A 26188-nucleotide genomic window follows, 5' to 3' on the forward strand; every position below is an offset into this window, starting at 1 on the left:
TCTCGGGAATCGCAGCAATACCCTACTTCGACGGCGCATGAATCTCCGCGACATAGCCGCCGGGAAACTGCACCACCGCCTGTTCGCGCCTATCCGAGGTGAAGGGCTCGACTAGCACGGTCGCGCCTGTTGCTTTCGCCTTGTCGAGGGTCGCCTTGAGATCGGCGACCTCGTAGCCGGTCATCTCGCGCCCGAACGGATATGGCAGATGGCCGTCGGTCACGAGCACGGTCATCCGCCCGAACACCGACTCGATGCGGAGGCGCCGATAGTGATCGTTGGGACGACCGATCTCGACCCCAGGCGCCTTGGGGTCGTCAGAGACGACCTTGCCCTTGGAGAAGCGCAGGAAGGCGCGCGTGAAGGCCTCGACGCGATCGGGCGAAACATAGACGCGGTTGTCGGGAACGGTCTGGAACGCCGCGTAGGACGGCTTCGTCGTGTGCCAGTACAATTGCATGTTGACGCCGCCCGGCCACTGGATCACCGCATCACGGCCGATCGGATCGGGAAACGGCGCAACCACCACGTCGGCGCCGGCGGTCCTGGCCGCCTTGATCGCCGCGTCCAGATCGGTGACGAGATAACCGGTGCGCTCGGCGCCGAATGGGTACGGGATTGGTGTCTTGAAGCCGAACAGCGAGACGGTCCCGACCGGCGTCTGCAGCAGCTGCGAGGTCGTGCTGCTCGGAGCAGGCGTCACCGTCGCAACCACCTGCTTGGTGCTCAGGCCGCCGAAGGTGGCGAGGAAAGAGGTAGCGAGCTTCTCGACGTCGTCGGGCGCGACATAGACATGCGTGGTGTCGTATTGCGCGCCCATGCCGATCAGCGGCGCCGCGTCCTTGGCGAGCGCGGGCGCGGCGAGCAGCGTGGTGGCAATGACGGCACCGAGCAGATGACGGGAACGGACCATGACGACCTCGAATGAGCAGATGTGGATCAAGCGCGGCGCGCGCGCCAGGAGATGATCGAGACGAGCACGAGGCCGGCGATCAGGCCGAGATGCTCGAAGAAGGCGTTCAGCGCCATGAAGCGCTCATGGCCGGCCATGTGCCAGAAATCATTGGCGGTGAGCATCGCAACGAGCGTGAGCACACCGAGCGCGCCGGAGCCGAGCCAGACGAACCTGTTCGCGATGACGAGCACCGAGCCGATCAGCTCGACGGCGATCGCGGCCGACGCCCACAGCGCCGCCGGCTGCAGGCCGAAATGCGCCTGCTCAGCGATGGCGCTTGGGAAGTCCATGAACTTCTGGACGCCGCCGATTAGATAGGCTGAAACCAGCGCGACCCGCGCCGCGGGCCACAGCCAGCGCCAGTCGAGCACCGCGGCGATCGGCCGCGGCGTGTCGGACATCCCCGCCATCTCAGACCGCCCAGCAGGCGCAGCCGAGCGCGCCCCAGAAGCTCTTGAGATCGGAGACCGGCAGGCTGGAGGACCATGCCCGCGCGTGGTCGTGGCCATGCATGCCGCACGCGCTGGCGCAGCCGCACATCTGCATCGCCTGGGCGCGGACGGTGCCATCGTCGCCCTTTTCCAGCCAGGCGCCATAGCCGCCGAAGCGGCGCACCGGCGACCAATCCGGCATCGCCGGCGGCGGAGCCGCGTCGTCCAGCGGCTTGAACGCGGCGGCTGCGTAGACGATGCGGCCACCGACCATGGTGAGGTCGCTGGTGATGTCGGCGATCTCGGCCTCCGCACAGGAGAAGAAGTCGCGATCCGGCACGATCAAATCGGCGAACTGCCCGACCGCAATGCGGCCCTTCCTGCCTTCTTCGTTGGAGAACCAGGTGACGTTCTCGGTCCACATCCGAAGCGCCGTCTCGCGATCGAGGCAGTTGCGCTGCGGATACAGTCGCAGGCCGCCGACGGTGCGGCCGGTCACCAGCCAGGACAGCGAGACCCACGGATTGTAGGAGGCGACGCGCGTCGCATCGGTGCCGGCGGAGACCTTGACGCCCTTGTCGAGCATCGTCTTCACCGGTGGCGTCGCCTCCGCCGCGCCAAAGCCGTAGCGCTCGACGAAATACTCGCCCTGATAGGCCATGCGGTGCTGCACGGCGATGCCACCGCCGAGCGCGGCGATACGGTCGATCGACTGGTCCGAGATGGTCTCGGCATGATCGAAGAACCAGTGCAGCCCGTCGAGCGGGGTATCCTGATTCACCTTCTCGAACACGTCGAGCGCGCGCGAGATGGTCTCGTCATAGGTCGCGTGCAGCCGCCACGGCCACCTGTTCTGGACCAGGATGCGCACGACCTCCTCGAGCTCGCCTTCCATCTCGGCCGGCATGTCCGGCCGCGGTACGCGAAAATCCTCGAAATCCGCGGCAGAGAACACCAGCATCTCGCCGGCGCCGTTGTGGCGGAAATAGTCGTTGCCCTGCTTGTAGGACGAGCTCTGCGTCCAACGCAGGAAGTCGTCCTTCTCGCCCTTCGGCTTCTGCGTGAACAGATTGTAGGCGAGCCGGATCGTGAGCTGGCCGTCATCGGCGAGCTTCTGGATCACGGCATAGTCGTCCGGATAGTTCTGGAAGCCGCCGCCGGCATCGATGGCGCCGGTGACGCCGAGCCGATTCAGCTCGCGCATGAAATGGCGCGTGGAGTTGAGCTGATAGTCGAACGGCAGCTTGGGGCCCTTTGCGAGCGTCGCATAGAGGATCGCGGCGTTCGGCTTCGCGAGCAGCAATCCGGTCGGATTGCCCTGGACATCGCGCGCGATCTCGCCGCCGGGCGGCTCTGGCGTGTCCTTGTCGTAGCCGACGGCGCGTAGCGCGGCGCCGTTGAGAATGGCGCGATCATACAGATGCAGCAGGAACACCGGCGTGTCCGGCGCGACCGCGTTGAGCTCATCGATGGTCGGCAGCCGCTTCTCGGCGAACTGGTGCTCGGTGAAGCCACCGACCACGCGCACCCATTGCGGCGGCGGCGTGATCGCGACCTGCGCCTTCAGCATCGCCATTGCGTCAGCGAGCGACCGCACGCCGTCCCAGCGCAGCTCCATGTTGAAGTTGAGACCGCCGCGGATGATGTGCAGGTGATTGTCGATCAGGCCCGGCAGCGCGCGCCGGCCCTTGAGATCGATGATCTTCGTTCGGGGACCGGCGAGCTTCATCACGTCCTGCTCGTGGCCGACCGCGGTGAAGGCGCCGCCCTTGATCGCCACCGCGCTCGCCGTGGGATTGGACCGATCGAGCGTCGTGAACAGGCCGCGATGGAGGATGAGATCGGGGTAATCGGTCATGAGGCCTTCTCATTCTGCGCGGTAGAATTGGTCGTCTCTGCCCGGCCGTGGTGGCCGGGCAGCAGGCCGAAGATGTGCGTGGCGCAGGCCGCCTTCTGCCACGCGGCAGCAAGCGTGGTGCCGTTCAGGAGCTGCTTGCCCACGGGGATCACCTGCTCTCCGACGAGGATGCCGAGCAGGCCGACCAGCGCCACCAGCGGCGGCGCCGGCGAGCGGACCTGAAGCAGGCTGTAGATCACGCCGACCAGCAGCCCTGCCCCGAGCGAAAACAGATAGATCTTCATCGTTCGTCCCGGGACTACTTGGCCCCGCCCTCCGAGGCGTGCTCTCCAAGCGCCCATTTGGAGAAGCGGATCTGGATGCCGTAGGGCGAATGCGCCTTCAGGATCTCCATCATGCCGTCATAGGTCTCGGCACGCGCCCAGTCCTGCTGCAGCTCGAAGGCGAACTGGCACGAGGTGATCGGCACCGCGCCGGCCTGCACCGCACGGTCCATCGCCCGGTTGTGCGCTTCGAGCGACAGGTCGCCGCAGGCATCGGCCGGGATGTAGATCTCATAGCCTTCGCGCAGCATGTCGAGCGTCGGGAACAGCACACAGGCCTCGGTCCAGAGTCCCGCGATGATGAACTTCTTGCGGCCGGTCGCGGCGACCTGCTTGCGGAAGCCGGCATCGAGCCAGGAGTTCATCGCCGTGCGGTCAACGATGTCGTGCTCCGGAAACAGCTCGGTCACCTCCGGCATGAAGGGACCGGAGAACGAGTCCTTGGCGACCGTGGTGAGCACGGTCGGGATCTTGAACAGCTTGGCCGCCTTGGCGACGATCTGGATGTTGTTGAAGACGCCGAGGCGATCGTGCGACTGCACGCCTTGATACATCGCGGGCTGATAGTCGATCAGCGCGACCGCGCAGTTCTGCGGGGTCAGCATTTCGAGCTTCGACATGAGAATCTCCGTGACAGATTTGTGATGCGGAAGGACGCGCGAGGGCGTCAGCCCTTGATGAAGGCCAAGAGGTCAGCGTTGATGGTCGCGGCCTCCGTGGTCGGCATGCCGTGCGGAAAGCCCTTGTAGGTCTTCAGAGTGCCGTTCTTCAGGAGCTTGGCCGACAGCGGCGCGGAATCCGCGTAAGGCACGATCTGGTCGTCCTCGCTGTGCATGACCAGCACGGGCAGCGTGATCTTCTTGAGATTCTCGGTGAAGTCGGTCTGCGAGAATGCGACGACGCCGTCGTAGTGCGCCTTGGCGCTGCCCATCATGCCCTGGCGCCACCAGTTCTGGATCACGGCCTCGGACGGCTTGGCGCCGGGCTTGTTGTAGCCGTAGAACGGCCCAGCGGCGACGTCGCGATAGAACTCCGCGCGGCGCGTGGCGACCTGGGTCTGGAAGTCGTCGAACACGGACTTCGGCAGTCCGCCCGGATTGGCCGCGGTCTGGACCATCAGAGGCGGCACGGCAGCGATGATCGCCGCCTTGGCCGCGCGGCTTTCGCCGTGACGCGCCAGATAATGCACGACCTCGCCACCACCGGTCGAATGGCCGACATGGATCGCGCTCTTGAGATCGAGATGCGCGGTCAATGCCGCGAGATCGTCGGCATAATGGTCCATGTCGTGGCCGTCGGCGACCTGGGCCGAGCGGCCATGGCCGCGGCGGTCATGGGCGACGACGCGAAAGCCGTGATTGAGGAAAAACAGCATCTGCGCATCCCAATCATCCGCTGACAGCGGCCAGCCATGGCTGAACACGATCGGCTGGCCGGAGCCCCAATCCTTGTAGTAAATCTCTGTGCCGTCATTGGTTTTCAGAACGGGCATGATTTTCTCCTGCGCGCCAGCCATGCGGTCGCACAACGAATTTCGTGTCGCGATCGCCAATGCCCGGTGCTATGCAATCTCATGTGCATCTGCACAATGACCCGAGGAGGCCAAAGCACTGGCTCCAGAAGGCCAAGGGATGGCTCAGCAGATTCGAACCACATCGTCGTCCTGGATGCGCGGCGTCGCGACGACACTGAACGAGCAAGGTCTGGATGCGGCCGCGCTGTTCGCCGAGGTCGGCCTGTCGATCGACGATCTCGACGATTGCGATCGCCGCTGGCCGACCGAGGCACTGAGCCGGTTGTGGGTGCTGGCGGCCGAGCGTTCGGGCAATCCGGACATCGGGCTGGCAAAGCTCGATGCGCCGCGACCTGACAATTATGGCGTCGCCGGCTACGCCATGATGTCGAGCCCCACGCTTCTCGCCGGGCTGACGCGACTGATCCGCTACATGTGCCTGGTGAGCGACGCGGTGACCATCACGCTCGAGCACGGCAATGGCGGCCGCTGGGTGCGGACCGACGTGTTCGGCGGTGAATGCCCGATTCCGCGGCAGCGCTATGACTACGGCGTCGTCAATCTGCTCAATCTATGCCGGTGGATGCTGGACCGTCGCTTGACGCCGCTCGCCACGCGCTTCTCGCATCCAGTGCCGCTGTCGATCGCGTGCTACAACAGGGCGTTCCAGTCCCCGCTTGAATTCGATGCACCGTTCAACGGCTTTCTGGTATCGGATCAGGATCTCGCCTGCAAGCTGACCACCTCGGCCCCCGAGCTCGCCGCGATCCACGATCGCATCGCCGGCGAGGCGCTGGAGCGGCTGGTCACGGCCGACACCGCGTACCGCGCCCGCACCGCGATTGCCAAGCTGCTGCCCGACGGCAGCCCGTTGCGCTCGGCCATTGCCGCCGAGCTCGGCTTGAGCGATCGCACCTTCCAGCGCCGGCTCGCCGATGAAGGCCTCTCCTTCAGTGATCTCGTCGATGATGTCAGGCGCGAGCTCGCCCAGCGCCATCTCGCCGATTTTCGCATGACGCTCACCGACATCGGCTATCTGCTCGGCTATGCCGACCAGAGCACCTTCTTCCGCGCATCCAATCGCTGGTTCGGCGAATCACCAGGCGAATATCGCGCCCGCGTGATGGGGGGACATCAGCAGGAGATCGCCGCCGCGCGGCTGATGCGCACGGCTCGAACCAGCATCGGGTGATCTCAATCAGTAGAACCGGTACAGATGATGCACCGGGCCGTGGCCATGCCCGACGGCGAAGCGATCGGCCGCCGCGATGGCACCGGAGATGAAGGCCTTGGCATTGCGCACGGCCGCCTCGAGGCTCTCGCCCTTCGCCAGCCCTGCGGCCACGGCCGACGACAGCGAACACCCCGTGCCGTGGGTATTCTTCGTCGCAACGCGCGGTGACGCCAATGCGATGCAGCCATCCGCGGTGATCAGATAGTCGGTGCTGTCCGTGCCCTGCCCGTGGCCGCCCTTGATCAGCACGGCCGGACAGCCGAGCGCGAGCAGCCGGCGGCCTTGCGCCGCGATCGTCTCGTCCGAGGTCGCGACCGGCTCGTCCAGCAGCGCGGCCGCCTCGGGCAGGTTCGGCGTGATCAGCGACGCCCGCGGGATCAGCCCGCGGCGCAGCGCGTCGATCGCATCCTCCGGCAACAGCCGGGCACCCGACGTCGCCACCATCACCGGATCGAGCACCACATGTGACGGCGTCCAGCGCGCAAGGCTTGCGGCAATGGCGTCGGCAATCGGCGCCTGCGCCACCATGCCGATCTTGACCGCGCCGACGGCGAGGTCATCGAACACCGCATCGATCTGCGCGGTAACGAAATCGGGGGGCACCAGGTGCACCCCGGTCACGCCCTTGGTGTTCTGGGCGGTCAGCGCCGTCAGCACCGACGCGCCATAGACGGCCAGCGCCGCAAAGGTCTTCAGGTCGGCCTGGATGCCGGCTCCCCCGGAGGAATCCGAACCGGCGATGGTGAGTGCGACGGGGGTGCTCATGCCCCTTCCTAGCGCGGGCCGGCCGCGCCCGGCAAGCAGGCCCGGCCACCGGAGAAAGCGTATCGACTTCGCCGGAAAACGCTATATTGAGGCGAAAGATGCCTTCCGGAGACAGCCCGCAATGGTTCCCTTCTTCGTCCAGATCAAGTGCAAGCTTGGCCAGTCCTACACGGTCGCCAATGCGCTGGCGGAAGCCGAGATCGCCTCCGAGATCTACTCGACGGCGGGAAATTATGACCTGCTGGTGAAGTTCTACGTCGACAATGCCACCGACATCGGCCACTTCGTGAACGAGAAGGTCCAGGTGCTGCCGGGCATTCAGGACACCCACACCATCATCACGTTCAAGGCCTTCGGCGCCACCTAGCGACGAGCTCGTCCAAGCCCGGGGACGGCCTGCCCGTCGGCCACCTGCCTCACGACAAAGGCGCCCGTCGTGACCGACGGGCGCCGAGGTCCTGAAAATGGGTCAAGCATGGTTTCGTCATGAAAGACGGTGGGCGGCCGGAGGGCCGTGTCCGCCAGTGCGTGTCAGCAGGCTGAAAAGCCGGACCTTTCGATCGCGAGGGGTCATGGGGGGACCGTCGAACGGCCCGGCTTTCCTTTCGGGCAACTTGGCGATAGGCGTCTATAACCGGTGCGCGGAGCATCGGGTCAAGGCGGGCGACCGATCCGATACGGTCGATCAAGAAGTTGAGACGAAAACTCAAGAATGACTGCGGCGCCGTGTGAAGAGTGAGATCAAAGCCGTTTCGTCCCTGCTGCCGAGCTATGGCTTTTCCGCCGAGCAGATGGACACAGAGACCAACATTGCCGCGTGGCGTGAGGCCACGTCGACGTTCTTCGAGGTCGACGAGCTCGCGGCCGGCGAGGCCGCTCCGTTCCGGGCGGACGTCCTGTCCTACGCGCTTGGCTCCGTCCTGCTCGGATCGGCCCGTGCGAGCGGCCAGCGGTTCCGGCGATCGGCCGAGACCGTTGCCCGCAGCGGCGTGGATCACATCATCCTGCAGCTCTACGTGAACGGCAGCTATGAGGGCGTCGCTGGCGCCTCGCCGATCCGGGTCGAGGCAGGCGACCTCTGCGTGCTCGATCTCGCCCAGACACTCGAAACGCGCGCGACCCCGTTCGAGAACGTCACGTTGGTGGTGCCGCGTCCGATGTTCGATGCGCGCCTGCTGCAGGTCGACGACCTGCACGGCCTGGTGCTGCCGCGCAGCGGCGCGCTGGCGCCGCTGTTGGCGCGGCATTTCGGCGCACTGCTCGACTATGCGCCGCGCATGAGTTTCGACGAGTGCCAGGCCGCGGTCGAGGGCACGATCGCGCTGATCTCGGCGTGCCTGCGCGGCGAGCTCGAACGCCGCGATGCCGACCGCAGCGTGACCGCAGACGTGTCGCTGCTCCGCATCCGCAAATACATCGAATCGCAACTGTCGAGCCCAGAGCTCAGCGCAGACGCGGTGGCGCTGCATTTCGGTCTGTCGCGCGCTTCGCTCTACCGCCTGTTCTCGCCGATCGGCGGCATCGCCGACTACATCCGCCGCCGCCGACTGCACCGTGCGTTCTTCGATCTCGCGGGAACCGGATCGCGGGCGTTGCGCATCAGCGAGGTCGCGCGGCGCTGGCAGCTCGGTACCGATGCGCATTTCACGCGGCTGTTCAAGTCCGCCTACGGCATCACGCCGAGCGCCGCCCGCGAGGCCGCCATGCTGGGCTCGCCACGCCTGTCGGTCGACGCGGACGCCGAAGCCGCCTCGCCGCTCAGCCGTTGGATGCGAGGGATAGCAGCGCCCCGGACCGGGGAATGAGCGCGACGACGGCCGCCGAGTGCGGATCGTCGTCCTCGGATGCGCCGTCCTCAGATGCGTCTTCGGCCAGCTGCGGCTCGTCGGCCTCGGACGCAGCGCGCGCGATCTCCAGATGCTGCTCGAGCTGCTCGACCGGCATCGGCCGGCCCAGCAGATAGCCCTGCGCGAAGTTGACGCCGAGCGAGCGCAGTTGCACCAGCTGCTCTTCGGTCTCGACGCCTTCGGCGGTGATCTGGATGCCAAGCCCCCGCGCCAGCGTCACGACCGACGAGATGACGGCGGCACTTTCGTCGCGCACGCTCAGATTGGCGACGAAGGACTTGTCGATCTTGATCTTGTTGAACGGGAACGCCGTCAGCGAGCGCAGCGACGAATAGCCGGTGCCGAAATCGTCGAGCGCCAGCGAGATGCCGAGGCCCTTCAGCCTGTCGATGAAGCTCTCGTTCTCGGCCGCTCGCTCCAGCAGCACCGACTCGGTGATCTCGATCTCCAGGCGTTTCGGATCGAGGCCCGACCGCGCGAGCGCCGACTGGATGACGTCGAACAGCTCCGCCTGCTTGAACTGGACGGGCGACAGATTGACGGCGATCTTGACGTCGTCGGGCCATGCGGTGGCGTCGTCGCAGGCGCGCCCGATGATCCATTCGCCGAGCGGCACGATCAGGCCGGTCGATTCCGCAAGCGGGATGAACTTGTCGGGCGGCACCAGGCCCTTGACCGGATGACGCCAGCGCACCAGCGCCTCGACACCGCGGCGCTCGCGCGTCTCGGCGTCGTAGAACGGCTGATAGTGCACCTCGAACTGGCACTGCGCGATGGCGTCGCGCAGATCGCCCTCGAGCGTGTTGCGCGCCTCGAGCTCGGCCGACATCGCATCGTCGTAGAGCGTGTAGCAGCTGCGGCCGGCGGATTTCGAGCGGTAGAGCGCGAGATCGGCCTTCTTGAGCAGGTGCTCCTGGTCGCGGCCGTGCTGGGGCGCGAGCGAGATGCCGATGCTGGTGCCGATCTCGACCCGTTGCCCGGCGAGCTGGAACGGCTCGGCGATCAGCTTGGTGATGCGCTGCGCAAGCTCGATCGCGGCGGCGCGCTGGTCGGCGGATCCGGCCTGGATCAGGGCGAACTCGTCGCCGCCGAGCCGGGCCAGCACGTCCTCGTCGCGCAGTTGCGATCTCAGCCGCTGCGCGACCTGCACCAGCAGCTCATCGCCGGCGCCATGACCGAGTGAATCGTTGACGTTCTTGAAACGGTCGAGGTCGAGCAGGAAAACGGTGAAGCGGCCGTTCTTCTCGTCGTTGATGCGCTCCATCTCCTCGAGGAAGAAGGCGCGGTTCGCGAGGCCCGTCAGCGCGTCGGTCTGCGCCAGCTCGAGCACGCGGCGATTGGCGAGCGCGAGCTGCAGGGCGTTGCGGCTCGACAGCGCGAGATACACGGCGAGGAAGATCGTCGTCGCCATGCCGGCCGCATACAGCGCCAGCGCGCGGTTGTGGCTCGCCATCAGGCTGCCGCCGGCGGGCGCCGCCTGGAACACCCAGTCGGCATCGCCGATGCGCAAGGTCGTCGACCAGATGCTGGGGTCCGCGGGCCAGCGCTGCGGGTCCACGCCGGAGGCGTTGATCACGCGTTCGGGCGGCAGAAGGTTGATCGCAAGCGCCGGACTGTTGGGATTGTTCGCGCGCACCGACTGCAGCAGCGTCGGCAGGTCGAACACACCGATGATGAAGCCGCTGAGATTGCGCCGGCGGTCGGCGACCGTCGTGCGCGACGTCCCCTTGGCGTAGACGGGGATGCCGATCATCACGGCGTTGTTGCGCTCGTTCTGATTGATCAGGTTCTGACGCGTGCGCAACGCGCCGATCACGTCGTAGTCGCGCGACTGCTCCAGCACGGCGCGATGGTCGGGAATGCTCCAATAATCGAGGCCGTAGACCGGCGAGGTCTTCGCCTCGGTGGAGAAGTAGACTGGATAGTATTCGTCGCTCTCCGGCGCCACCGTGCCGTCGGGATAGGACTTGATGCGAAAGGCGGGAACGCCATCGGTGATCGCCGCCGCCTCGTATTCGCCGCGCTCCTTGCGCTTGATCCGCGGCAGCCAGGCCAGGCGGAGCATGCCGCGATGCGCCTCGAACAGGCGCGCGCTGAAGGTCTGGTACTCGCTGCGGGTAATGTCGTCGTTGGCGGATTCGAAGCGGGTGCGCAGCGCGGTCAGCCGGCTGACATATTCGTTGACGCCGTTCTGGACCAGAATCGCCTGGGCTTCGGCCACGCCTTCGAAATCGGTGCGCGCCAGCCGGTTTTCCCAGCGTCCCACGGCAACCGTCCCGACGACCGACAGCACGACGCCGACGCATGCCGCGATGATCGCAGGGCGATAAAGGCGGTATCGCGATAACGACGCGCGCAGCCTCTCCCGCCCGCTACCGCTGCGAGCATCATCCTTTTCCGGCAGCGTCGGTGCGCTGTACTCTTCAACCTGCAATATGGCCCCCGCCAAACGGCTGCCCCTCACCACGATGCGGCCGATGCTGGCCGCGGTAAGTTAAGGACGGTCAAAGATGATCCGTTGTGGAGTACCAGAAACCGGGGCTTGGTTAACGGCTGACTGTTGAGGGCCGCCCAAAACGCGATCAAGCGCGGGCTACGTCCTTAGCGAGGTCTTCATTCAACACGCCTAGACTGAGTTGTCATCCAGCGTACCCGTGCATCGAAGATCGCAATGAACTGGTTTTCAAGCCTTCGGATCTCCATCGTTCTCATCCTGATCGCCGGCGTGCTCCCGCCCGGGCCTGCGCGCGCCGACGAGCTCGGCGTCACCAACGACTCCATCATGTTCGGCCAGGTGGCGGCGCTGGAAGGCCCGTCGGCCGCGCTGGGCCAGGCGGCGCGCCAGGGACTGCTGGCGGCCTTCAACGAGCTCAACGCCAAGGGCGGCGTCTACGGACGCAGGCTCAAGCTGGCGAGCCGCAACGACGGCTACGATCCCGATCGTTCGGTGGTCGAGACCATCAAGCTGATCTACGAGGATAAGGTGTTCGCGCTGATCGGCGCCGTCGGCACGCCGACCGCGATGGCCACCGCGCCGATCGCGGCGTCGAACGACGTCCCCTTCATCGGGCCGATCTCGGGCGCCGAATTCCTGCGGGCGCCCGAATTCCAGAACATCGTGAACATCCGCGCGAGCTACGCGGCCGAGGCGGAAGCCTCGATCAAGTACCTCACCGAAGAGCTTCACCTGACCCGGATCGCGATCTTCTATCAGGATGACGCGTTCGGCCGCGACGTGCTGGCCGGCGTGAAGACACATCTCGATCGCCGCGGCCTCGAGCTCGCGGCCGAAGGCACGTTCGAGCGCAACACGCGCGCGGTCGGCGCGGCGCTCAAGGTCATCCGGCGCGCGGAGCCGGAAGCGGTGATCCTGGTCGGCACCTACGGCCCGTGCGCCGAGTTCATCAAGATGGCGCATCGCAGCGGCTTCAACCCGACCTTCACGGCGGTCTCCTTCGTCGGCGGCAACGCGCTCGCCAAGGAGCTCGGCCCGGAAGGCCGCGGCGTCATCGTCTCCGAGGTGGTACCGTTTCCGTGGGACACCGACCTCCGCATCGTCGCCGACTATCAGGCCGCGATGAAGACGCTCGATCCGAGCCAGACGCCGGACTTCATCGGGCTCGAGGGCTACATCACTGGCCGCCTGGTGGCCCGCGCCCTGGCGATGACCGGGCCTAACCCGACCCGCGCCGAGCTGCTGCGCATCATCAACGAGGTCGGCCAGTTCGACATCGGCGGGCTGGTGGTCAGCTTCGGCAACGCGCGCAAGGAGAATCCACCGCCGGTGTCGCTGACGGTGATCCAGAGCGACGGCAGCTTCAAGCCGATCTGATCCGCGTTGCGCGCCGGCCGAACTGATCAGCCCGCGGGCTTCTTCGGCTTCGGCGGGCCTTCGACCGGCGGCAGCGATTTCAGATAGACCGCCATCGCCTTGCGATCCTCGGGCGTGAGCTGCGAGGTGTTGCGGATCACCCGCGCCATCGAGCCGCCGGCGCTGTCGCCGTCGGGCAGTTGTCCGGTCTCGAGGAAATAGCTGATGTCGCTCTCGCTCCAGTCCGACAGGCCGTTCTGGGTGATGTTCGGCACGAAGCCCTGACCTTCCGGATCGGGCCCACCCGCCAGACGCTGCGCCGAGACGATGCCGCCGAGCGCATTGCGCGGACTGTGGCATTCGGCGCAATGGCCGAAGGTATTGACCAGATAGGCGCCGCGATTCCACTCCGCCGGACGCGTGGCGTTGGCGGCAAAGGGCTTGTCGCCGAAGAACAAGAGCTTCCAGACCCCGACGGTGCGGCGGATGTTGAACGGGAATGGCATGTCGTGCGCGCGCGAGGCCCCGGCGACCGGCGGCAGCGTCTTCATGTAGGCGAAGAGATCGCGGACGTCGTCGATCTTCGCGGCCGCGTAGGAGGCATAGGGAAACGCCGGGTAGTAGTGGCTGCCGCCCGGCGACACACCCCTCACCACCGCATTGACGAACTCGGCCTCGCTCCAGCGCCCAATGCCGTCAGTGGGATCGGGCGAGATGTTGGGCGCGTAGAACGTGCCGAACGGCGAGGTCAGCGGCAGCCCGCCGCCGAGCTTCAGTCGATCCGGCTGGTTCGGGACGGCATGGCATGACGCGCAGCCGCCAATGTTGAACATCTCCTGGCCATTGGCGAGATCAGGCGCCCGTGTCGCCGCCGCGAGCACCACGGTCGACGGGCTCGTCAGCCACCAGAATACCGCAAGGCCCGCGGCACCGAGCACACAGACAGCAAGCAGAAGGCGTCGCAACATGGTCGCTCCGTCACGGCGGGGAGGATGTCGTGGTTTTCGCCGCAAGCTCCAAGGCGTCGGCGGCGATCGATACGACAGGACGCTCGGGCGCACAAACAAAACAGGCGCACAAACAAACGGGGCGAACGCGCAGCACGCGTTCGCCCCTCGCATGAGATCACATCAGGTCAGCTGGCCTTGAGCCGGAAGGTCTCGTGGCAACCGCCGCACTCCTTGCCGATCGCCGGCGCGGTCGCCTTCAGGCTGTCGAGATCCTTGATCTTGGCCTTGGCCTCAGTGACCACCTTGGCGAAGCTGTCGATCTTGGTCTTGAAGCCGGCATGGTCTTCCCAGATCTTCGGCGACGGGCTGTAGTCGCCCTCGAACTTCGCGCCCTTGACGCTGGCGGGATACATCGTCGGCAGCTTCTTGGCCGTCTCGTCGAGCTGCGCCAGAGCGGCATTGACCGCGGCCTGGTCGTACGGCTTCTCGCCCTTCACCATGGCGATGAGAACACCGCCGAGGTTCTTGGCGTTGGCCTTCATCGTGTCCTGGCTATGCTTGACCAGATCCTGCTGTGCCATCACGGCGCCCGCCCCTAGCAGCAAAGCTGCGACAGCCACGACAGTCCGCTTCATCAATTCGCTCCTTTGTTGTCACAATCCCGTCCAGCCCACCTGAACGGGTCGCTCGGTTAGATCAACCCCTCAGCCCGCGGATTATTCCGGAATTGAGGCGGATATCGGAGAGGCTACGGAGGGAGAGTACTCAGAGACTATGACGGCGATGCTGCTCCCGGATCGCAATCCAGACGCGCTCCGGGGTCGCCGGCATGTCGATGTGATCGATCTTGTACTCGCGCCAGAGCGCTTCGACGATCGCATTGACCACAGCCGGGCAGGAGCCGATCGCGCCCGCCTCGCCCGCGCCCTTGACACCCATCGGATTGGTCTTGCAGGGCACGTTGTGGGTCTCGAAGGTAAAGGACGGCGCGTCGGCGGCACGCGGCAGCGCGTAGTCCATGAAGCTGCCGGTGACGAGCTGAGCGTCGGAGTTGCTGTAGACCACCTGCTCCATCAGCGCCTGACCGATGCCCTGCACCGCACCGCCATGCACCTGGCCGGCCAGCAGCAGCGGATTCAGCGTCACGCCGAAATCGTCGACGATGACGTAGTTGACGATTTTGATGATCCCGGTCGCCGGATCGATCTCGACCTCGGCCACATGCGTGCCGTTCGGATAGGTGCCGTCGGCGCTGGCGAAGGTGGCACTGCCGTTGAGCTTGGCGGGATCTGTGCCCGGACGCTTGGCGAGATCGGCGAAGGAGATCGCACGGTCGGTGCCGGCGACGCGGATCACGCCGTCGGCAATCTCGAGATCGCCGAGGCCGGCCTCGAGCGCTTCGGCGGCGATCTGCTTGAGCTTGTCGCCGAGCTCATGGGTGGCGCGCTGCACGCTGACGCCGCCGGAGGGAATCGAGGCCGAGCCGCCGGTGCCGAGGCCGGTCGCGATTTCGGCCGTGTCGCCCTGGTGGATGTGGACGCGCTCCGGCGGCAGGCCGAACTGCTCGGCGACAATCTGGGCATAGGCGGTCTGGTGGCCCTGCCCGCTCGACTGCGTGCCGATCAGGATGGTGACGTCACCATTGGGATCGAGCCGCACATTGGCGGTCTCCTCGCCCATGGTGCCGCAGACCTCGACATAGCTCGCGAGCCCGATGCCGCGGATCAGCCCGTGCTTCTTGGCGGCCTTGGCGCGCTTCGGAAACTCCTTCCACTGCGCGATCTCCATCGCGCGCTTGAGGTGCGCGTTGAAGTCGCCGGAATCGTAGACCTTGCCGGTCGCGGTCTTGTAGGGCAGCGCGCGCGGCGGAATGAAGTTCTTGCGCCTGATCGCGTCGACGCTCATGTCGAGCTTGCGTGCGCAGGCATCGACCAGGCGCTCGATGACATAAGCCGCCTCGGGGCGGCCCGCGCCGCGATAGGCGTCGACCGGCACGGTATGGGTGAAGATCGTGCGCACCCGGCAGTGGAAGGCCTGGATGTCGTAGAGCCCCGGCAGCATGCCGGCGCCGCCATGCGGGATATAGGGCGCGAAGGTCGAGAGATAGGCGCCCATGTCGCCCATCAGGTCGACGTCCATCGCGAGGAACTTGCCGTCCTCGGCGAGCGCCATCTTCGCGGTGGTGACGTTGTCGCGGCCCTGCGCGTCGCCCATGAAATGCTCCGAGCGATCGGCGGCCCAGCGCACCGACTTGCGCAGCCGCTGCGCGGCGACCGCGAGCAGCGCATATTCCCGGTAGGGAAACAGCTTGGTGCCGAAGCCGCCGCCGACATCGGGGCAGATCACCCGCATCTTCTCGGTCGGGATCTTCAGGACGTTCTGGCACAGAATGTCGCGCAGGCGGTGGCTGCCCTGGCTGCCCGCCGTCAGCGTCAGATGGTCGCGCTTGGTGTCGTATTCGCAGACCGCGGCGCGCGTCTCCATGAAGCTCGCCACCACGCGCGGATTGACGATGCGGATCTCGGCAACCGCATGAGCCTTGGCGAACGCCGCCTCGGTCGCGGCCTTGTCGCCGATCGCAACGTCGAACAGAACGTTGCCCTTGTGCTCGGCCCACACCTGCGGCGCGTCCGGCTTGATCGCGTTCACGACGCCGGTCACGGCCGGCAGCGTCGTCCACTCGACCTTGATCGCCTCCAGCGCGTCGCGCGCGTGATCGAGCGTATCGGCGACGACGAAGGCGATGGCGTCGCCGACGTGGCGCACCTCGTCCTTGGCGAGGATCGGATAAGGCGGCGCGGTGAACGGATCGGTCTCGAGATTGAACAGGCAGGGCAGCCCACCGAGCTCCGCGGTGTCGGCGGCGGTCAGAATCAGCGCCACGCCCGGCAAGAGCCGCGCCTGGGTGACGTCGATGGTGAACTTGGCATGGGCATGCGGCGAGCGCAGCACCAGGGCATGCAGGGCGGACGATGGCGCGAGATCGTCGGTGTAGCGGCCCTTGCCGCGAATCAGCGCGTCATCCTCTTTGCGGAGAACGCCTTGTCCGACACCGAACTTGATTGGAGCTGCCATCTGGTTTCACTTCCCGCTTGCATTGTCGCAACTATTGGACGGCATATTGCAGCGGAACGAGGACTCGCGCAAACGCCATATGGCCGGCGCCGCAACACGCGCGGTCAACTCTCGGCAGGCATGCCAGCAAGCGATGCTGCAGCGCAAACCTCAGCGCCGCACCAGCGCCTTGAGCCAGCGCGGGCCGAACAGAACGAGAATGGCGCCCGCATAAATGACGGCGCCGACGATGATCAGCAGACCGAGAACGGCTTCATCCTGCATGCGGCCGAGCGATGCGAGATGGGTCGATGCCACGAAGGCCGTCGCCCACAACGTTGCCGCGAGCACCACGCCAGTTCCAGCAAATTTCATCAGCGACATGGTGAGCCGCCGATCGAAACGCAGATAACCCTTGTGCACGGCGAAGCCGAGCACCAGCAGCAGGTTGATCCACGCGCCGACGGCCGTCGCCAGCGCAAGACCGACCTGCGCCAGCGAGCCCATCAGCAGCACCTTGAGCACGACGTTGGCGGTCAGCCCGGTGAGCGAGGCCTTCACCGGCGTCGCGGTGTCCTTGCGCGCGTAGAAGGTCGAGACCGCGCTGCGAATCATCACGAACGGAATGAGCCCCACGGCATAGGCGGCGAGCGTCGCACCGGCCGCCGCGGCATCGCCCTTGGTGAAGGCGCCGCGGGCGAACATCGCGCGCGTGATGACGTCGGGCACGGCGAGGAACGCGGCAACGAACGGCACCGAGAACAGCAGCGTGAACTCGAAGGCGCGGCGCTGCTGCTCCATGGCGCCCTCGTGGTCGTTTGCCGTCAGCCGCCGCGACATCTCCGGCAGCAGCACGGTGCCGATGGCGATGCCGATCACGCCGATCGGCAGTTGGTTGAGTCGGTCGGCGTAATACAGCGCAGAGATCGCGCCTGCGGGGAGGAAGGTCGCGATGATGGTGTCGGCGAACATCGCGACCTGCGTGCCCATCGAACCGAGCGTGGCGGGCCCCAGCGCCTTGAAGAAGGCGCGGATGTCGTCGTCGAGCTTGAGCGGCGCAAAGCGCGGCAGGCCGCCATGGCGGGCGAGGTCGCCGGCGAGCAGGACATATTGCAGGAAGCCGGAGATCAGCACGCCCCACGCCGCGGCATGGCCGACACCGGGAAAGAACGCCGCCAGCGCCAGCGTCGCCATCATTGCGAGATTGAGGAAGATCGACGCAGCCGCAGCGCTCGCAAAGCGCTGCATCACGTTGAGCATGCCGCCATACAGCGTCACCAGCGTGATCAGCAGCAGATAGGGAAAGGTGATGCGCGTCAGCGTGATCGCCAGGTCCCGCTGCGCCGGATCGTCGGTGAAGCCGGGCGCCAGGATCGTCATCGCCTGCGGCATGAACACCCAGGCCAGGATCAAGAGCACGATCTGCGAGGCCAGCAGCAGCGTGAAGATGCGGTCGGCAAACAGGCTCGCCGAGGTCGGCCCCTTCTCGCCATGGACATGCGCATAGGCCGGCACAAAGGCGGCGTTGAACGCGCCCTCGGCGAAGATCGCCCGGAAATGGTTGGGCAGCCGGAACGCAATGAAAAACGCATCCGCCACCGGCCCGGCGCCGAGAATCGCCGCCAGCATGATGTCGCGGGCAAAGCCGGTGAGGCGCGACAGCAGCGTATAGCCGCCGACCGTGAAAATGCGTCCGAGCATGGGGGGCTTCTAGAGCATTGGGCGGGGAGTTTGAAGCGGAACGTCCGTTCTTGCCGCGTGCGGCCAAAATGCGGCGCCCTGTCGCGGCCCGTTCCCGCTTGGAGCAATGGCTGCCAGGATTTCAGCGGGCGCCGGTGGAAACCTCCCCGCTCGCAGCAGGCTTTCGCATATGCCGCTCTTACATTTCGCGCCCGTCTGCTTCCACGTCGTCATGGCCGGGCTTGTCCCGGCCATCCACGTCGTGCAGCGTCCCCGGAACGACGTGGGCGCTTGCCGGGATTGCGGGAAAAGGTCGGATAGACGTGGCCCCCGATCAGTTGTGGCTGACAATGTCAAAGGTTGCATGATGGCGGATTTAGCCGCGCCAATCCGCCCTGCGCGCTGTGCGTTCCGACACTTGCACTTCATGCCAACGTCAGCCCGTAGGGCGGATTAGCGGAGCGTAATCCGCCGCGCCTAGTGCGGACAATCGATGATGGTGAGAGTCCATCCCGATCGAGTGTGTGGACGTGGCCACCCGACCAGTTCTGGCACGCAATATCAAATGTGGCGTGACGGCGGATTACGCTCCGCTAATCCGCCCTACGGGCTGGCTGGAATGCTCTCGACAATCCAAGTACGTTCGCTAAATGAAGACTCATCTCGAATTTGTCTCGACAGCCTTTCCGCCGGAGCCCGGCGAAGATGAACTGGTCAATCCGGGGCTGTATGGGAAGCGACTGGCGGAATTCTTGTCCGAGGAGTTGCCGCTTCACGGTTTCGCGTATGACCCCAGAGGATTGGGGGTGGCGAATCGATCTCGAAAATTCGGAATTTCCAATGTGGCTCGGATGCGGCCACTACCAGGAGCATGAGAACGGGTTTCTGTGTTTCATTGAGCCTTCGCGTCCCTTCGTTCGACGACTGCTGAAAACGATTCCGACAACCGACACGGTCGACCGTCTGGCTGGAGCCCTGCAGATGATACTGGAGAGGAGCGGCAAGGTGCAGCAGATGCGTTGGTGGACTGAAGATGAGGCGCCTCGCTGACCGCACAACCTAAGACGGACCCGTCGTACCCGAGACTCCGGGCCAGCACGAAACACGAGAAGCCCGATATCAGCGGACTGACTCGTCGGGCAACTCGCTGAATGGCGCGATGGCGTCTATCTACCCACTTACTGATCTCCCGACCGCTTTATGGCGTCCGAACAGCCCGCCTCAAGACTCATTTCGCTAGCCGCTTGAAGCGCCTCCCTCCATCCAGTCCATTTCGGAAAAATAATTCTCTTTCTTTTTCTCCGAAATCATGATTGTATGCCTCCCGTCCCGTCTCGATCAGAGGGGCGCTTCGCGGTCGTCACGGACGTTGAGGCGGGATGCGGTGGGTGTGTCGATGTTGCAGCATGGTTCTCCATGCCGACGAACGACATCGATGCGCACGGTCAAGTCGCGTGGTCCTGGCATCCCGATGCTGATGCCAAGTCGGTGCTGATGCGCAAAGGCGCAGTGCCGATGACGGTGGCCAAAAAGCCCGGAGCACCGGGGAGAACGCGAAGCAGCCGTTCCAACCATCGCGCGGGGAATGCCGGGATGTCTCGGCTGAACCTGTGGTTCCTGCCGCCTGCATTTTTTTCGCAGGCGGGCCATGGGTGCGGCCAGCGCCCGGCATTCCCCGTGCCCTCTTCGAGGAGAGGGTGGGTCCATCGGCAAAGCTCGGACGCGAAGATGCGCCGCGAGAGAGCGGAGTCATGTCTCACCGCCGTCATTGCGAGGAGCGCAAGCGACGAAGCAATCCAGAGTCGCGCATGGGGACTCTGGATTGCTTCCGCCGTCGCCCTTCGGGCTATGGCGGACAAGTCGCTTCGCTCGCAATGACGGTGAATATGCCGATCCCGCGTCAGCACGTGCGACGCCGGTGGGGAGGCGAGAGGCGCGCTTCCCACTCCGCTGTCATCCCGGACAAGCCCGCCGACGCGAAGCGGCGGCGGGCGCAGATCCGGGATCCATACGCTGTGCAGCTGGTGGGGTGCGCGGAACGGGCCGCCTGCCCGTTTCGGAGATCACGCGGTATGGGTCCCGGCGTTCGCCGGGACGACAGTGTTGGTTGGGACTGTCGGCGGGGCAGATCGCCCGCCGGTGCTGTGAGCCGCGCCGCTGCAAGCGGCGTGACGTCAACGATGCCTTATGCCTCAGCCCCGCAGGGCGCCGCGGACGACGTCGATGATGCGGGCCTGGGTCGGCTCGTCGAGATAGGCGTGCATCGGCAGGCTGATGACGTCGGCGGAGAGCTGCTCGCTGACCGGCAGGCCGCCATCGGCGCTCGGGAAGATGCGGTAGGCGGTCTGCTGATGCATCGACTTCGGATAGTAGATCGCGGTCGGAATGCCCTGCGCCTTCAGCGCCGCGGCGAAGGTGTCGCGGTCGATGCCCTTGGGCAGGCGGATGGTGTATTGCGCCCAGACCGAGGTGCAGCCCTCGACGAGGCGCGGCACCTTCACAACATCGGCCAGCGCGGCCGTGTAGCGCTCGGCCACCTTGTTGCGCGCGACGATCTCGTCCTCGAAGATCCTGAGCTTCTCGATCAGGACCGCGGCCTGAATGGTGTCGAGCCGTGCGGTCAGGCCGAGGCGGACGTTGTCGTATTTGTCGCTGCCGCCGCCATGGGCGCGCACGCTGCGCAGGCGCTCCAGCAGGCCGGCATCGTCGGTGAGGATGGCGCCGCCGTCGCCGAAGCAGCCGAGCGGCTTGGCCGGATAGAAGCTGGTGGCGGTCGCCAAGCCGAAGGTGCCGATGCGGCGGCCCTTGTAGCTGGCGCCAAAGCCCTGCGCGGCGTCGTCGAGCACGAACAGGCCTTCGTCCCCAGCGATCGCGGCCACCGAATCATGGTCCGCGCTCTGTCCGAACAGATCGACCGGGATCACGGCCTTCGGCTTGAGACCGAGCCGCTTGGCGGTTGCGATGCCGCGGTGGAGCGAGGCCGGATCGATGTTGAAGGTGTCCTCCAGCACGTCGACGAACACCGGCGTGGCGCCGGTCAGCGCCACGGCTTCGCCGGTCGCGCAGAAGGTGAAAGACGGGCACAGCACGGCATCGCCCGGGCCGATGCCCTGGGCCATCAGCACCATCAGCAGCGCGTCGGTGCCGCTGGAGCAGCTCACCGCGTATTTGGCGCCGCAGAATTCAGCCAGCTCCTTCTCGAGCTGGATGATTTCGGGGCCGCCGAGAAACTGGCAGTGCGCGAGCACGCGGGCAACCGCCTCATCGAGCGACTTGCCGAGCCGCTGGCGCTGCGCGGCAGTGTCGATGAACGGAATGGGCTGATGGCACAGGTGCTGGTTCATGAGCTCTGACACATGTTCGGATCGAGAAAAGAGGGTGAAGCGGAGGCGTGGCCGGCTAGCCGGCCACGGCGCGACGCTTGGTAGCAGCCGCCTCGGCGGGACGATGGCTCGAGGTCTCCAGGCACTGCGTGGCGATCGCCAGACTCGCAACGCCCTCGTCGCCGGTGACCGCGGGCGCCGTGCCCGAGCGCACCGCGTGCAGGAACGCGATCAGCTCGGCGCGCAGCGGCTCGTCATGGCCGACCGGGAGATGGCGCATCGAGTAGCTGCCATCCGGCTTGAAGCCGAAGCACTCGGTGACCTGGCGCGTCAGCAGATCGCCCATGATGTACTTGCCGCGCGTCGCCACGGTGACGTTGCGCGCCTTGAACGGCGTCAGCCAGTTGGTGTTGATGTGGGCGAGCACGCCGGAGGCGGTGCGGAACTGCAGGAGCGCGATGTCCTCACGCTCCGCCACCGCACTCGACAATTGCGGCTGCACCTCGATGATGTCGGATTCGGTGAACCAGCGGATCAGGTCGATGTCGTGCACGGCGAGATCGATGACGACGCCGACATTGGACATGCGCGGCGGGAACGGACCGACGCGGGTGATCGCGATCGACAGCAGGTCCTCGCCGGCGATCGCCTTCTTGATCGCGGCCACCGCCGGATTGAAGCGCTCGACATGGCCGATCATCAGGGTGACGCCGGCGCGATGCGCGGCCGAGACGATCTCCCTGCCCTCGTCCACCGTCGAGGCGATCGGCTTCTCGACCATCAGGTGCACCTTGCGGGCGATGCAGGCGAGCGCGAGCTCGTGATGCAGATGCGTCGGAGCCGCGACCGTCACCGCGTCGACGCCCTCGGCGACGAGTTCATCGAGCGTCTCGAAGGTCGGGCAGTTCGCAAGCTCGGTGACGCGGTTGCGATGGGCGGGCAGCGGATCGACCACGCCGACCAAGTGCACATCAGGCAGTCCGGCGAGCACGCGGGCATGGTTGCTGCCCATCACGCCGGCTCCGATGACGCCGACTCGCAGCGCCTGCCTCAGCTCGGCCTTGTGGCCCGCCCCCTTGGAACTCATGTCATCGACCCCATCAATGTCCCCGGATTGCGACGTCACGGATTGGCCATGACGGTTAACGAACTGCAAATCACCGGTCGAAGCTCTCCTAGCATGCCGGTTGAAGCGAGGCGAATGCGGAAACCTTTTTCAGGACACGATTTGATTCAGAAAGTTACATCGGGTTCGGACGAAAACCGCTGTCTTTTGAACGGCGTGTGCGATGCCCTTCACGTGTGGCAAGTGCCCTGTTCACGCGTCACGACAGGCCGCGGACAGAACGGTTGCGGCGCCTTCACGCCTGCGTGTTGGCCGCAGCCGGAGGTAACGCGGTGGATCCCGCCAGCGAAGGAGATCACGTCACATCGCGGGAGAACACCCATGACCCTCAGCCTCGCCTCGCTCCGCTACGCCTCATCCTTCGCCGTGCTGCTCGCCTCGCTTACCCCGTGGTCGCCGTCGGTGGCCGCCGTGGATCGGCCTGTCGTCATCGAGCTCTTCACCTCGCAGGGCTGCTCCTCCTGCCCGCCTGCAAATGCCTATCTGAACGAGCTGGTGCGGCAGCGCCGCGACGTGCTGCCGCTCGCCTTTCACGTCACCTATTGGGACCGGCTGGGCTGGAAGGACCCGTTCTCATTGCCGGCCGCCACCGATCGCCAGGCCCGCTACGGCAGCCGCTTCGGCGACGGCTCCTACACGCCGGAGATCGTCGTCGACGGGGTGACGGGTCATGTCGGCTCCAACAGGGCCGAGGTGGGAGCCGCGATCGATCGCGCCAGGGGCGCGAGCGCGACGGCGGCGCCGGTCAAGCTCGCACGCAATGGCGACAAGCTCGCGGTCGAGGTCGGCGGCGGTGAAGGACGCGGACGCGTCGTGCTGGTCGGCTTCGATCATCGGCATGAGACGGCGATCCGCCGCGGCGAGAATGACGGCCGCACGCTGGAGGAGCTGAACGTGGTGCGCTCGGTGCGCACGCTCGGCGATTGGAGCGGCACGGCGCTGCGCCTCACCGAGCCGATGCCGGAGGGCGAGGATGCGGCCGTGCTGCTCGAAAGCCCGGAGGGGCGCATCGTCGGTGCCGCGCGGCTATAGCTTCGACCGCCTGTCAGGCGGACGCGCAGGTGCGACGCCAGAACAGGCGGTAGCCCTCCTCCACCTTGCGCGTGTAGGTCTCGACATTGCCGGCGGCGGAGCGGGCAACCATCGCCGGCAGCTCCGCGCGCAGCTTCGCGAGAGCCGCAGGCTGCGCGGCCTGCTTCAGGGCGAGACCGATGTAGCCGTCGTCGTCCTCGGCCACGAAGTCGCCGAGCCCGACCGCCGTGTTGATGGCGGCTGCCGCGCGCGCTGCCGCGCCGTGGCCGAGCTTCGCGATCACGGGGACGCCGGCCTGCAGCGACTCCCAGGTGCTGACGCCGCCATTCTGCGGAAACGGATCGAGCGACATGTCGATGCCTGCGAACTGCGCGATGTGCTGATCGCGCGTCGACAGGCCGAGGCACGTGATGCGCTCCTGCGCGATGCCATGCGCGACGAAGCGGGCGACGAGGCCGTTGCGCAGCAAGGGATCATCGAGCGCTCCGTTCTTGATGACGATCCGCGACTCCGGCAGCGCTCCCATCAGCCGCGACCAGAGCGCGAGCGCGGGCTCGGAGATCTTGTCGATCCGGTTGAAGACGCCGAACGTGACGTGGCCGTTGCGCAGCATCGGCAGCGGCGTCGGCTGCCATCCCTGCAAGGGATCGGTGGTGATCACGGCCGGCAGGTCGTAGACCTGCTCGGCGAACAGATGACGTGCAGCTTCGGGCACGGTCACCGGATCGGCGAAGAAGTAGTCGATCGTGGGGAGGCCGGTGCCGGTGCCGCTGCCCCAGGCCGTGACCTGGACCGGCGCCGGCTTGCGCGCGAACACCGGCAGCCGGTTGCCGGCGGAATGGCCGGAGAGATCGACGAGGATATCGACCTGATCGGCCTCGATGCGATCGCTCAGCTCCTCGTCCGACATCTGCCAGGCGTCGACCCAGAGGTCGGCGGCCGCGCGGCACTGGTCCGTCATCGTATCGCGCAGCGGCGAGCAGGAGTAGCAGATCACCTCGAACGCGGCGTGGTCGTGATGACGCAGCACCGGCAGGAACACCAGCGCCGCCGAATGGCTGCGGAAGTCGGACGAGACATAGCCGATCGTCAGGCGCCGCTCCGGATCACGATCCCGCACCGGCGGCGGACGGCGCGCGACCTGGCTGCCGATCCTGGTCCACCATTCGCGTCTCGCCGCCTGATGCTGGGCGAAATCGGTGTCGGGCATGAAGTCGAGCAGGAAGATCTTGGCGGTGATCGCATCGCCATAGTCGGGCTTGAGCGCGAGCGCGCGCTCGAAGTGCTGCAGGGCGGTCGTGAGATCGCCCTGCTTGCAGAAGCATTCGCCGAGCCAGGTCCAGGCGACCTCGGACGCGGGATTGATCTCCAGCACCTTGCGGCAAGCGTCCATCGCCGGCGCGATGTTGTCCCTGATCACACTGAGCTGCGCGAAGCCGAGCAGCGCCACCTCCTGTCGCGGATCGAGCGCCAGCGCGGCCTCGAAATCGGGCATCGCCTTGTCGAAACGTCCGGCCTGCTGATGCAGCCGGCCGCGCTGTGCCAGCACTTGCGCGGCGTTGGGCTTGATGGCGAGGGCAGCGTCGAAGGCCGCCAGCGCCTCATCGGAATGGCGCAGGTTGATGCTCGCCAGCCCCTTGCCGAACATCGCCTCCATGTGGCGCGGATTGAGCGACAACGCGCGATCGAAGCTCTGATTGGCCTCCGTGTTGCGACCGAGCGGAAGCAGCGCCATGCCGCGATTGCAATAGGCGTCGGCATAGTCCGGCTTGAGCGCGATCGCCCGGTCATGCGCGGCGATCGCCTCCTCCGGCCGCCCCAGGCGCATCAGCGTGTTGCCGAGACCCGTGAGCGCCACGAGCAGGTTCGGCTTCAGCGCGATCGCCCGCTCCTGGCATTTGCGGGCGTCCTCGAAGCGTTTGCGGTTGAACAGCGCGAGGCCGAGATTGGAGAGCGCCTCGGCATGCCGCGGCTCGATCTCGACCGCCTTGGTCAGGGCCTGCTCGGCGAGATCGGGCTGGCCGCCGTCGAGCGCCGCAACGCCGAGCAGGTGCAACGCATCGAAATGATCGGGCAGCAGCGCCAGGATCTGTCCGCAGATCGCCTGCGCCTCGGCGTGACGGCCGGCACGATACGCCGCCACGGCGCGCGGCATGAGCTCGTCAGCCTGCTTGCGATGCTTCTTCTGCAGTCTCGCATTCTGGAAGGCGCGAGAGCCGACATTGCTTGCCAAGAGACTTGCCTCCACGGGTGGCGTGCAGATCGCGGGAACGCAGTGACATCACA

20 protein-coding genes are annotated in these 26188 nt (G+C 66.1%); 5 read left to right on the plus strand and 15 right to left on the minus strand.

The window, feature by feature from the left end:
* Positions 1 to 22 precede the first annotated feature (22 nt).
* From QW868_RS10350 to QW868_RS10375, 6 genes are read right to left on the minus strand one after another with little or no spacing between them, the layout of a single operon-like run.
* On the minus strand, positions 23 to 913 hold the full coding sequence (locus tag QW868_RS10350) for a glyoxalase (RefSeq protein ID WP_316230487.1): 891 nt from the start codon (positions 911 to 913) through the stop codon (positions 23 to 25).
* A gap of 26 nt (positions 914 to 939) precedes the next feature.
* The gene (locus tag QW868_RS10355) at positions 940 to 1365 is read right to left on the minus strand and encodes a DoxX family protein (RefSeq protein WP_315738866.1); all 426 of its coding nucleotides are present in this window, start codon (positions 1363 to 1365) and stop codon (positions 940 to 942) included.
* Position 1366: 1 nt separating this feature from the next.
* Complete coding sequence (locus tag QW868_RS10360; RefSeq protein ID WP_316230488.1) at positions 1367 to 3244, minus strand: amidohydrolase; 1878 nt, start codon at positions 3242 to 3244, stop codon at positions 1367 to 1369.
* Positions 3241 to 3528, minus strand: a complete 288-nt coding sequence (locus tag QW868_RS10365) for a XapX domain-containing protein (RefSeq protein ID WP_315738868.1) — start codon at positions 3526 to 3528, stop codon at positions 3241 to 3243. The genes QW868_RS10360 and QW868_RS10365 overlap by 4 nt, the downstream gene beginning before the upstream one ends.
* Positions 3529 to 3542: 14 nt before the next feature.
* Entirely contained in the window at positions 3543 to 4187 is a 645-nt protein-coding gene (locus tag QW868_RS10370; RefSeq protein WP_315712755.1) for a hydrolase, read from the minus strand.
* A gap of 47 nt (positions 4188 to 4234) precedes the next feature.
* A complete protein-coding gene (locus QW868_RS10375) occupies positions 4235 to 5059 on the minus strand; it encodes an alpha/beta hydrolase (RefSeq protein WP_316230489.1) in 825 nt (274 codons plus the stop codon).
* Positions 5060 to 5198: 139 nt separating this feature from the next.
* On the opposite strand from QW868_RS10375, the gene QW868_RS10380 reads away from it, so the two are divergent.
* Complete coding sequence (locus QW868_RS10380) at positions 5199 to 6272, plus strand: AraC family transcriptional regulator (protein WP_316230490.1); 1074 nt, start codon at positions 5199 to 5201, stop codon at positions 6270 to 6272.
* A 6-nt stretch (positions 6273 to 6278) separates the two neighbouring features.
* Here the strand turns inward: QW868_RS10380 and thiD are convergent, their stop codons facing one another.
* Positions 6279 to 7079 carry a bifunctional hydroxymethylpyrimidine kinase/phosphomethylpyrimidine kinase gene (thiD, locus tag QW868_RS10385; protein WP_316230491.1) on the minus strand — a complete coding sequence of 267 codons (801 nt, stop codon included), beginning with the start codon at positions 7077 to 7079 and terminating at the stop codon, positions 6279 to 6281.
* A 121-nt stretch (positions 7080 to 7200) separates the two neighbouring features.
* Between thiD and QW868_RS10390 the strand changes: the two genes are divergently transcribed.
* Positions 7201 to 7446, plus strand: a complete 246-nt coding sequence (locus QW868_RS10390; RefSeq protein ID WP_172112765.1) for an Lrp/AsnC ligand binding domain-containing protein — start codon at positions 7201 to 7203, stop codon at positions 7444 to 7446.
* A 373-nt stretch (positions 7447 to 7819) separates the two neighbouring features.
* Positions 7820 to 8884 carry a helix-turn-helix domain-containing protein gene (locus QW868_RS10395; RefSeq protein WP_316230576.1) on the plus strand — a complete coding sequence of 355 codons (1065 nt, stop codon included), beginning with the start codon at positions 7820 to 7822 and terminating at the stop codon, positions 8882 to 8884.
* Here the strand turns inward: QW868_RS10395 and QW868_RS10400 are convergent.
* A complete protein-coding gene (locus QW868_RS10400; RefSeq protein WP_316230492.1) occupies positions 8838 to 11360 on the minus strand; it encodes an EAL domain-containing protein in 2523 nt (840 codons plus the stop codon). The two genes, QW868_RS10395 and QW868_RS10400, sit on opposite strands and share 47 nt — an antisense overlap.
* Before the next feature lie 237 nt (positions 11361 to 11597).
* Here QW868_RS10400 and QW868_RS10405 point away from each other — a divergent pair, with 237 nt between their 5' ends.
* Positions 11598 to 12758, plus strand: coding sequence for an ABC transporter substrate-binding protein (locus QW868_RS10405; RefSeq protein WP_315738874.1), 1161 nt, complete (start codon positions 11598 to 11600; stop codon positions 12756 to 12758).
* Positions 12759 to 12784: 26 nt separating this feature from the next.
* On the opposite strand, the gene QW868_RS10410 is transcribed toward QW868_RS10405, so the two are convergent.
* The 6 genes from QW868_RS10410 to QW868_RS10435 all read right to left on the minus strand — a co-directional run bounded on the left by QW868_RS10410 (position 12785) and on the right by QW868_RS10435 (position 22831).
* On the minus strand, positions 12785 to 13705 hold the full coding sequence (locus tag QW868_RS10410) for a cytochrome c (RefSeq protein WP_316230493.1): 921 nt from the start codon (positions 13703 to 13705) through the stop codon (positions 12785 to 12787).
* A 167-nt stretch (positions 13706 to 13872) separates the two neighbouring features.
* Entirely contained in the window at positions 13873 to 14322 is a 450-nt protein-coding gene (locus QW868_RS10415; protein ID WP_315738876.1) for a cytochrome c, read from the minus strand.
* 130 nt (positions 14323 to 14452) lie between these two features.
* Positions 14453 to 16762, minus strand: a complete 2310-nt coding sequence (locus tag QW868_RS10420) for a xanthine dehydrogenase family protein molybdopterin-binding subunit (protein ID WP_315782680.1) — start codon at positions 16760 to 16762, stop codon at positions 14453 to 14455.
* A gap of 150 nt (positions 16763 to 16912) precedes the next feature.
* A complete protein-coding gene (gene murJ, locus QW868_RS10425) occupies positions 16913 to 18442 on the minus strand; it encodes a murein biosynthesis integral membrane protein MurJ (RefSeq protein WP_316230494.1) in 1530 nt (509 codons plus the stop codon).
* A 2171-nt stretch (positions 18443 to 20613) separates the two neighbouring features.
* Positions 20614 to 21765, minus strand: a complete 1152-nt coding sequence (locus tag QW868_RS10430) for a DegT/DnrJ/EryC1/StrS family aminotransferase (RefSeq protein WP_316230495.1) — start codon at positions 21763 to 21765, stop codon at positions 20614 to 20616.
* 55 nt (positions 21766 to 21820) lie between these two features.
* Complete coding sequence (locus tag QW868_RS10435) at positions 21821 to 22831, minus strand: Gfo/Idh/MocA family oxidoreductase (protein ID WP_315738881.1); 1011 nt, start codon at positions 22829 to 22831, stop codon at positions 21821 to 21823.
* A gap of 360 nt (positions 22832 to 23191) precedes the next feature.
* Here QW868_RS10435 and QW868_RS10440 point away from each other — a divergent pair, with 360 nt between their 5' ends.
* Positions 23192 to 23902, plus strand: coding sequence for a DUF1223 domain-containing protein (locus QW868_RS10440; protein ID WP_316230496.1), 711 nt, complete (start codon positions 23192 to 23194; stop codon positions 23900 to 23902).
* Between the two features lie 13 nt (positions 23903 to 23915).
* Here QW868_RS10440 and QW868_RS10445 read toward each other — a convergent pair whose 3' ends face one another.
* Positions 23916 to 26135, minus strand: a complete 2220-nt coding sequence (locus QW868_RS10445) for a tetratricopeptide repeat protein (protein ID WP_316230497.1) — start codon at positions 26133 to 26135, stop codon at positions 23916 to 23918.
* Positions 26136 to 26188: the final 53 nt, after the last annotated feature.

It is taken from the genome of Bradyrhizobium sp. SZCCHNR1051 (genome assembly GCF_032489615.1).
In the GTDB taxonomy this organism is placed as follows: Bacteria; Pseudomonadota; Alphaproteobacteria; order Rhizobiales; family Xanthobacteraceae; genus Bradyrhizobium.

Excerpts from the sequence above, each read along its gene's own strand:
- QW868_RS10435 (WP_315738881.1), bottom strand. The coding sequence starts at position 22,831 with ATGAGTTCCAAGGGGGCGGGCCACAAGGCCGAGCTGAGGCAGGCGCTG.
- QW868_RS10430 (WP_316230495.1), bottom strand. The coding sequence starts at position 21,765 with ATGAACCAGCACCTGTGCCATCAGCCCATTCCGTTCATCGACACTGCC.
- QW868_RS10350 (WP_316230487.1), bottom strand. The coding sequence starts at position 913 with ATGGTCCGTTCCCGTCATCTGCTCGGTGCCGTCATTGCCACCACGCTG.
- thiD (WP_316230491.1), bottom strand. The coding sequence starts at position 7,079 with ATGAGCACCCCCGTCGCACTCACCATCGCCGGTTCGGATTCCTCCGGG.
- QW868_RS10390 (WP_172112765.1), top strand. The coding sequence starts at position 7,201 with ATGGTTCCCTTCTTCGTCCAGATCAAGTGCAAGCTTGGCCAGTCCTAC.
- QW868_RS10420 (WP_315782680.1), bottom strand. The coding sequence starts at position 16,762 with ATGGCAGCTCCAATCAAGTTCGGTGTCGGACAAGGCGTTCTCCGCAAA.
- QW868_RS10440 (WP_316230496.1), top strand. The coding sequence starts at position 23,192 with ATGACCCTCAGCCTCGCCTCGCTCCGCTACGCCTCATCCTTCGCCGTG.
- QW868_RS10405 (WP_315738874.1), top strand. The coding sequence starts at position 11,598 with ATGAACTGGTTTTCAAGCCTTCGGATCTCCATCGTTCTCATCCTGATC.
- QW868_RS10415 (WP_315738876.1), bottom strand. The coding sequence starts at position 14,322 with ATGAAGCGGACTGTCGTGGCTGTCGCAGCTTTGCTGCTAGGGGCGGGC.
- QW868_RS10375 (WP_316230489.1), bottom strand. The coding sequence starts at position 5,059 with ATGCCCGTTCTGAAAACCAATGACGGCACAGAGATTTACTACAAGGAT.
- QW868_RS10360 (WP_316230488.1), bottom strand. The coding sequence starts at position 3,244 with ATGACCGATTACCCCGATCTCATCCTCCATCGCGGCCTGTTCACGACG.
- murJ (WP_316230494.1), bottom strand. The coding sequence starts at position 18,442 with ATGCTCGGACGCATTTTCACGGTCGGCGGCTATACGCTGCTGTCGCGC.
- QW868_RS10370 (WP_315712755.1), bottom strand. The coding sequence starts at position 4,187 with ATGTCGAAGCTCGAAATGCTGACCCCGCAGAACTGCGCGGTCGCGCTG.
- QW868_RS10355 (WP_315738866.1), bottom strand. The coding sequence starts at position 1,365 with ATGGCGGGGATGTCCGACACGCCGCGGCCGATCGCCGCGGTGCTCGAC.
- QW868_RS10380 (WP_316230490.1), top strand. The coding sequence starts at position 5,199 with ATGGCTCAGCAGATTCGAACCACATCGTCGTCCTGGATGCGCGGCGTC.
- QW868_RS10410 (WP_316230493.1), bottom strand. The coding sequence starts at position 13,705 with ATGTTGCGACGCCTTCTGCTTGCTGTCTGTGTGCTCGGTGCCGCGGGC.
- QW868_RS10365 (WP_315738868.1), bottom strand. The coding sequence starts at position 3,528 with ATGAAGATCTATCTGTTTTCGCTCGGGGCAGGGCTGCTGGTCGGCGTG.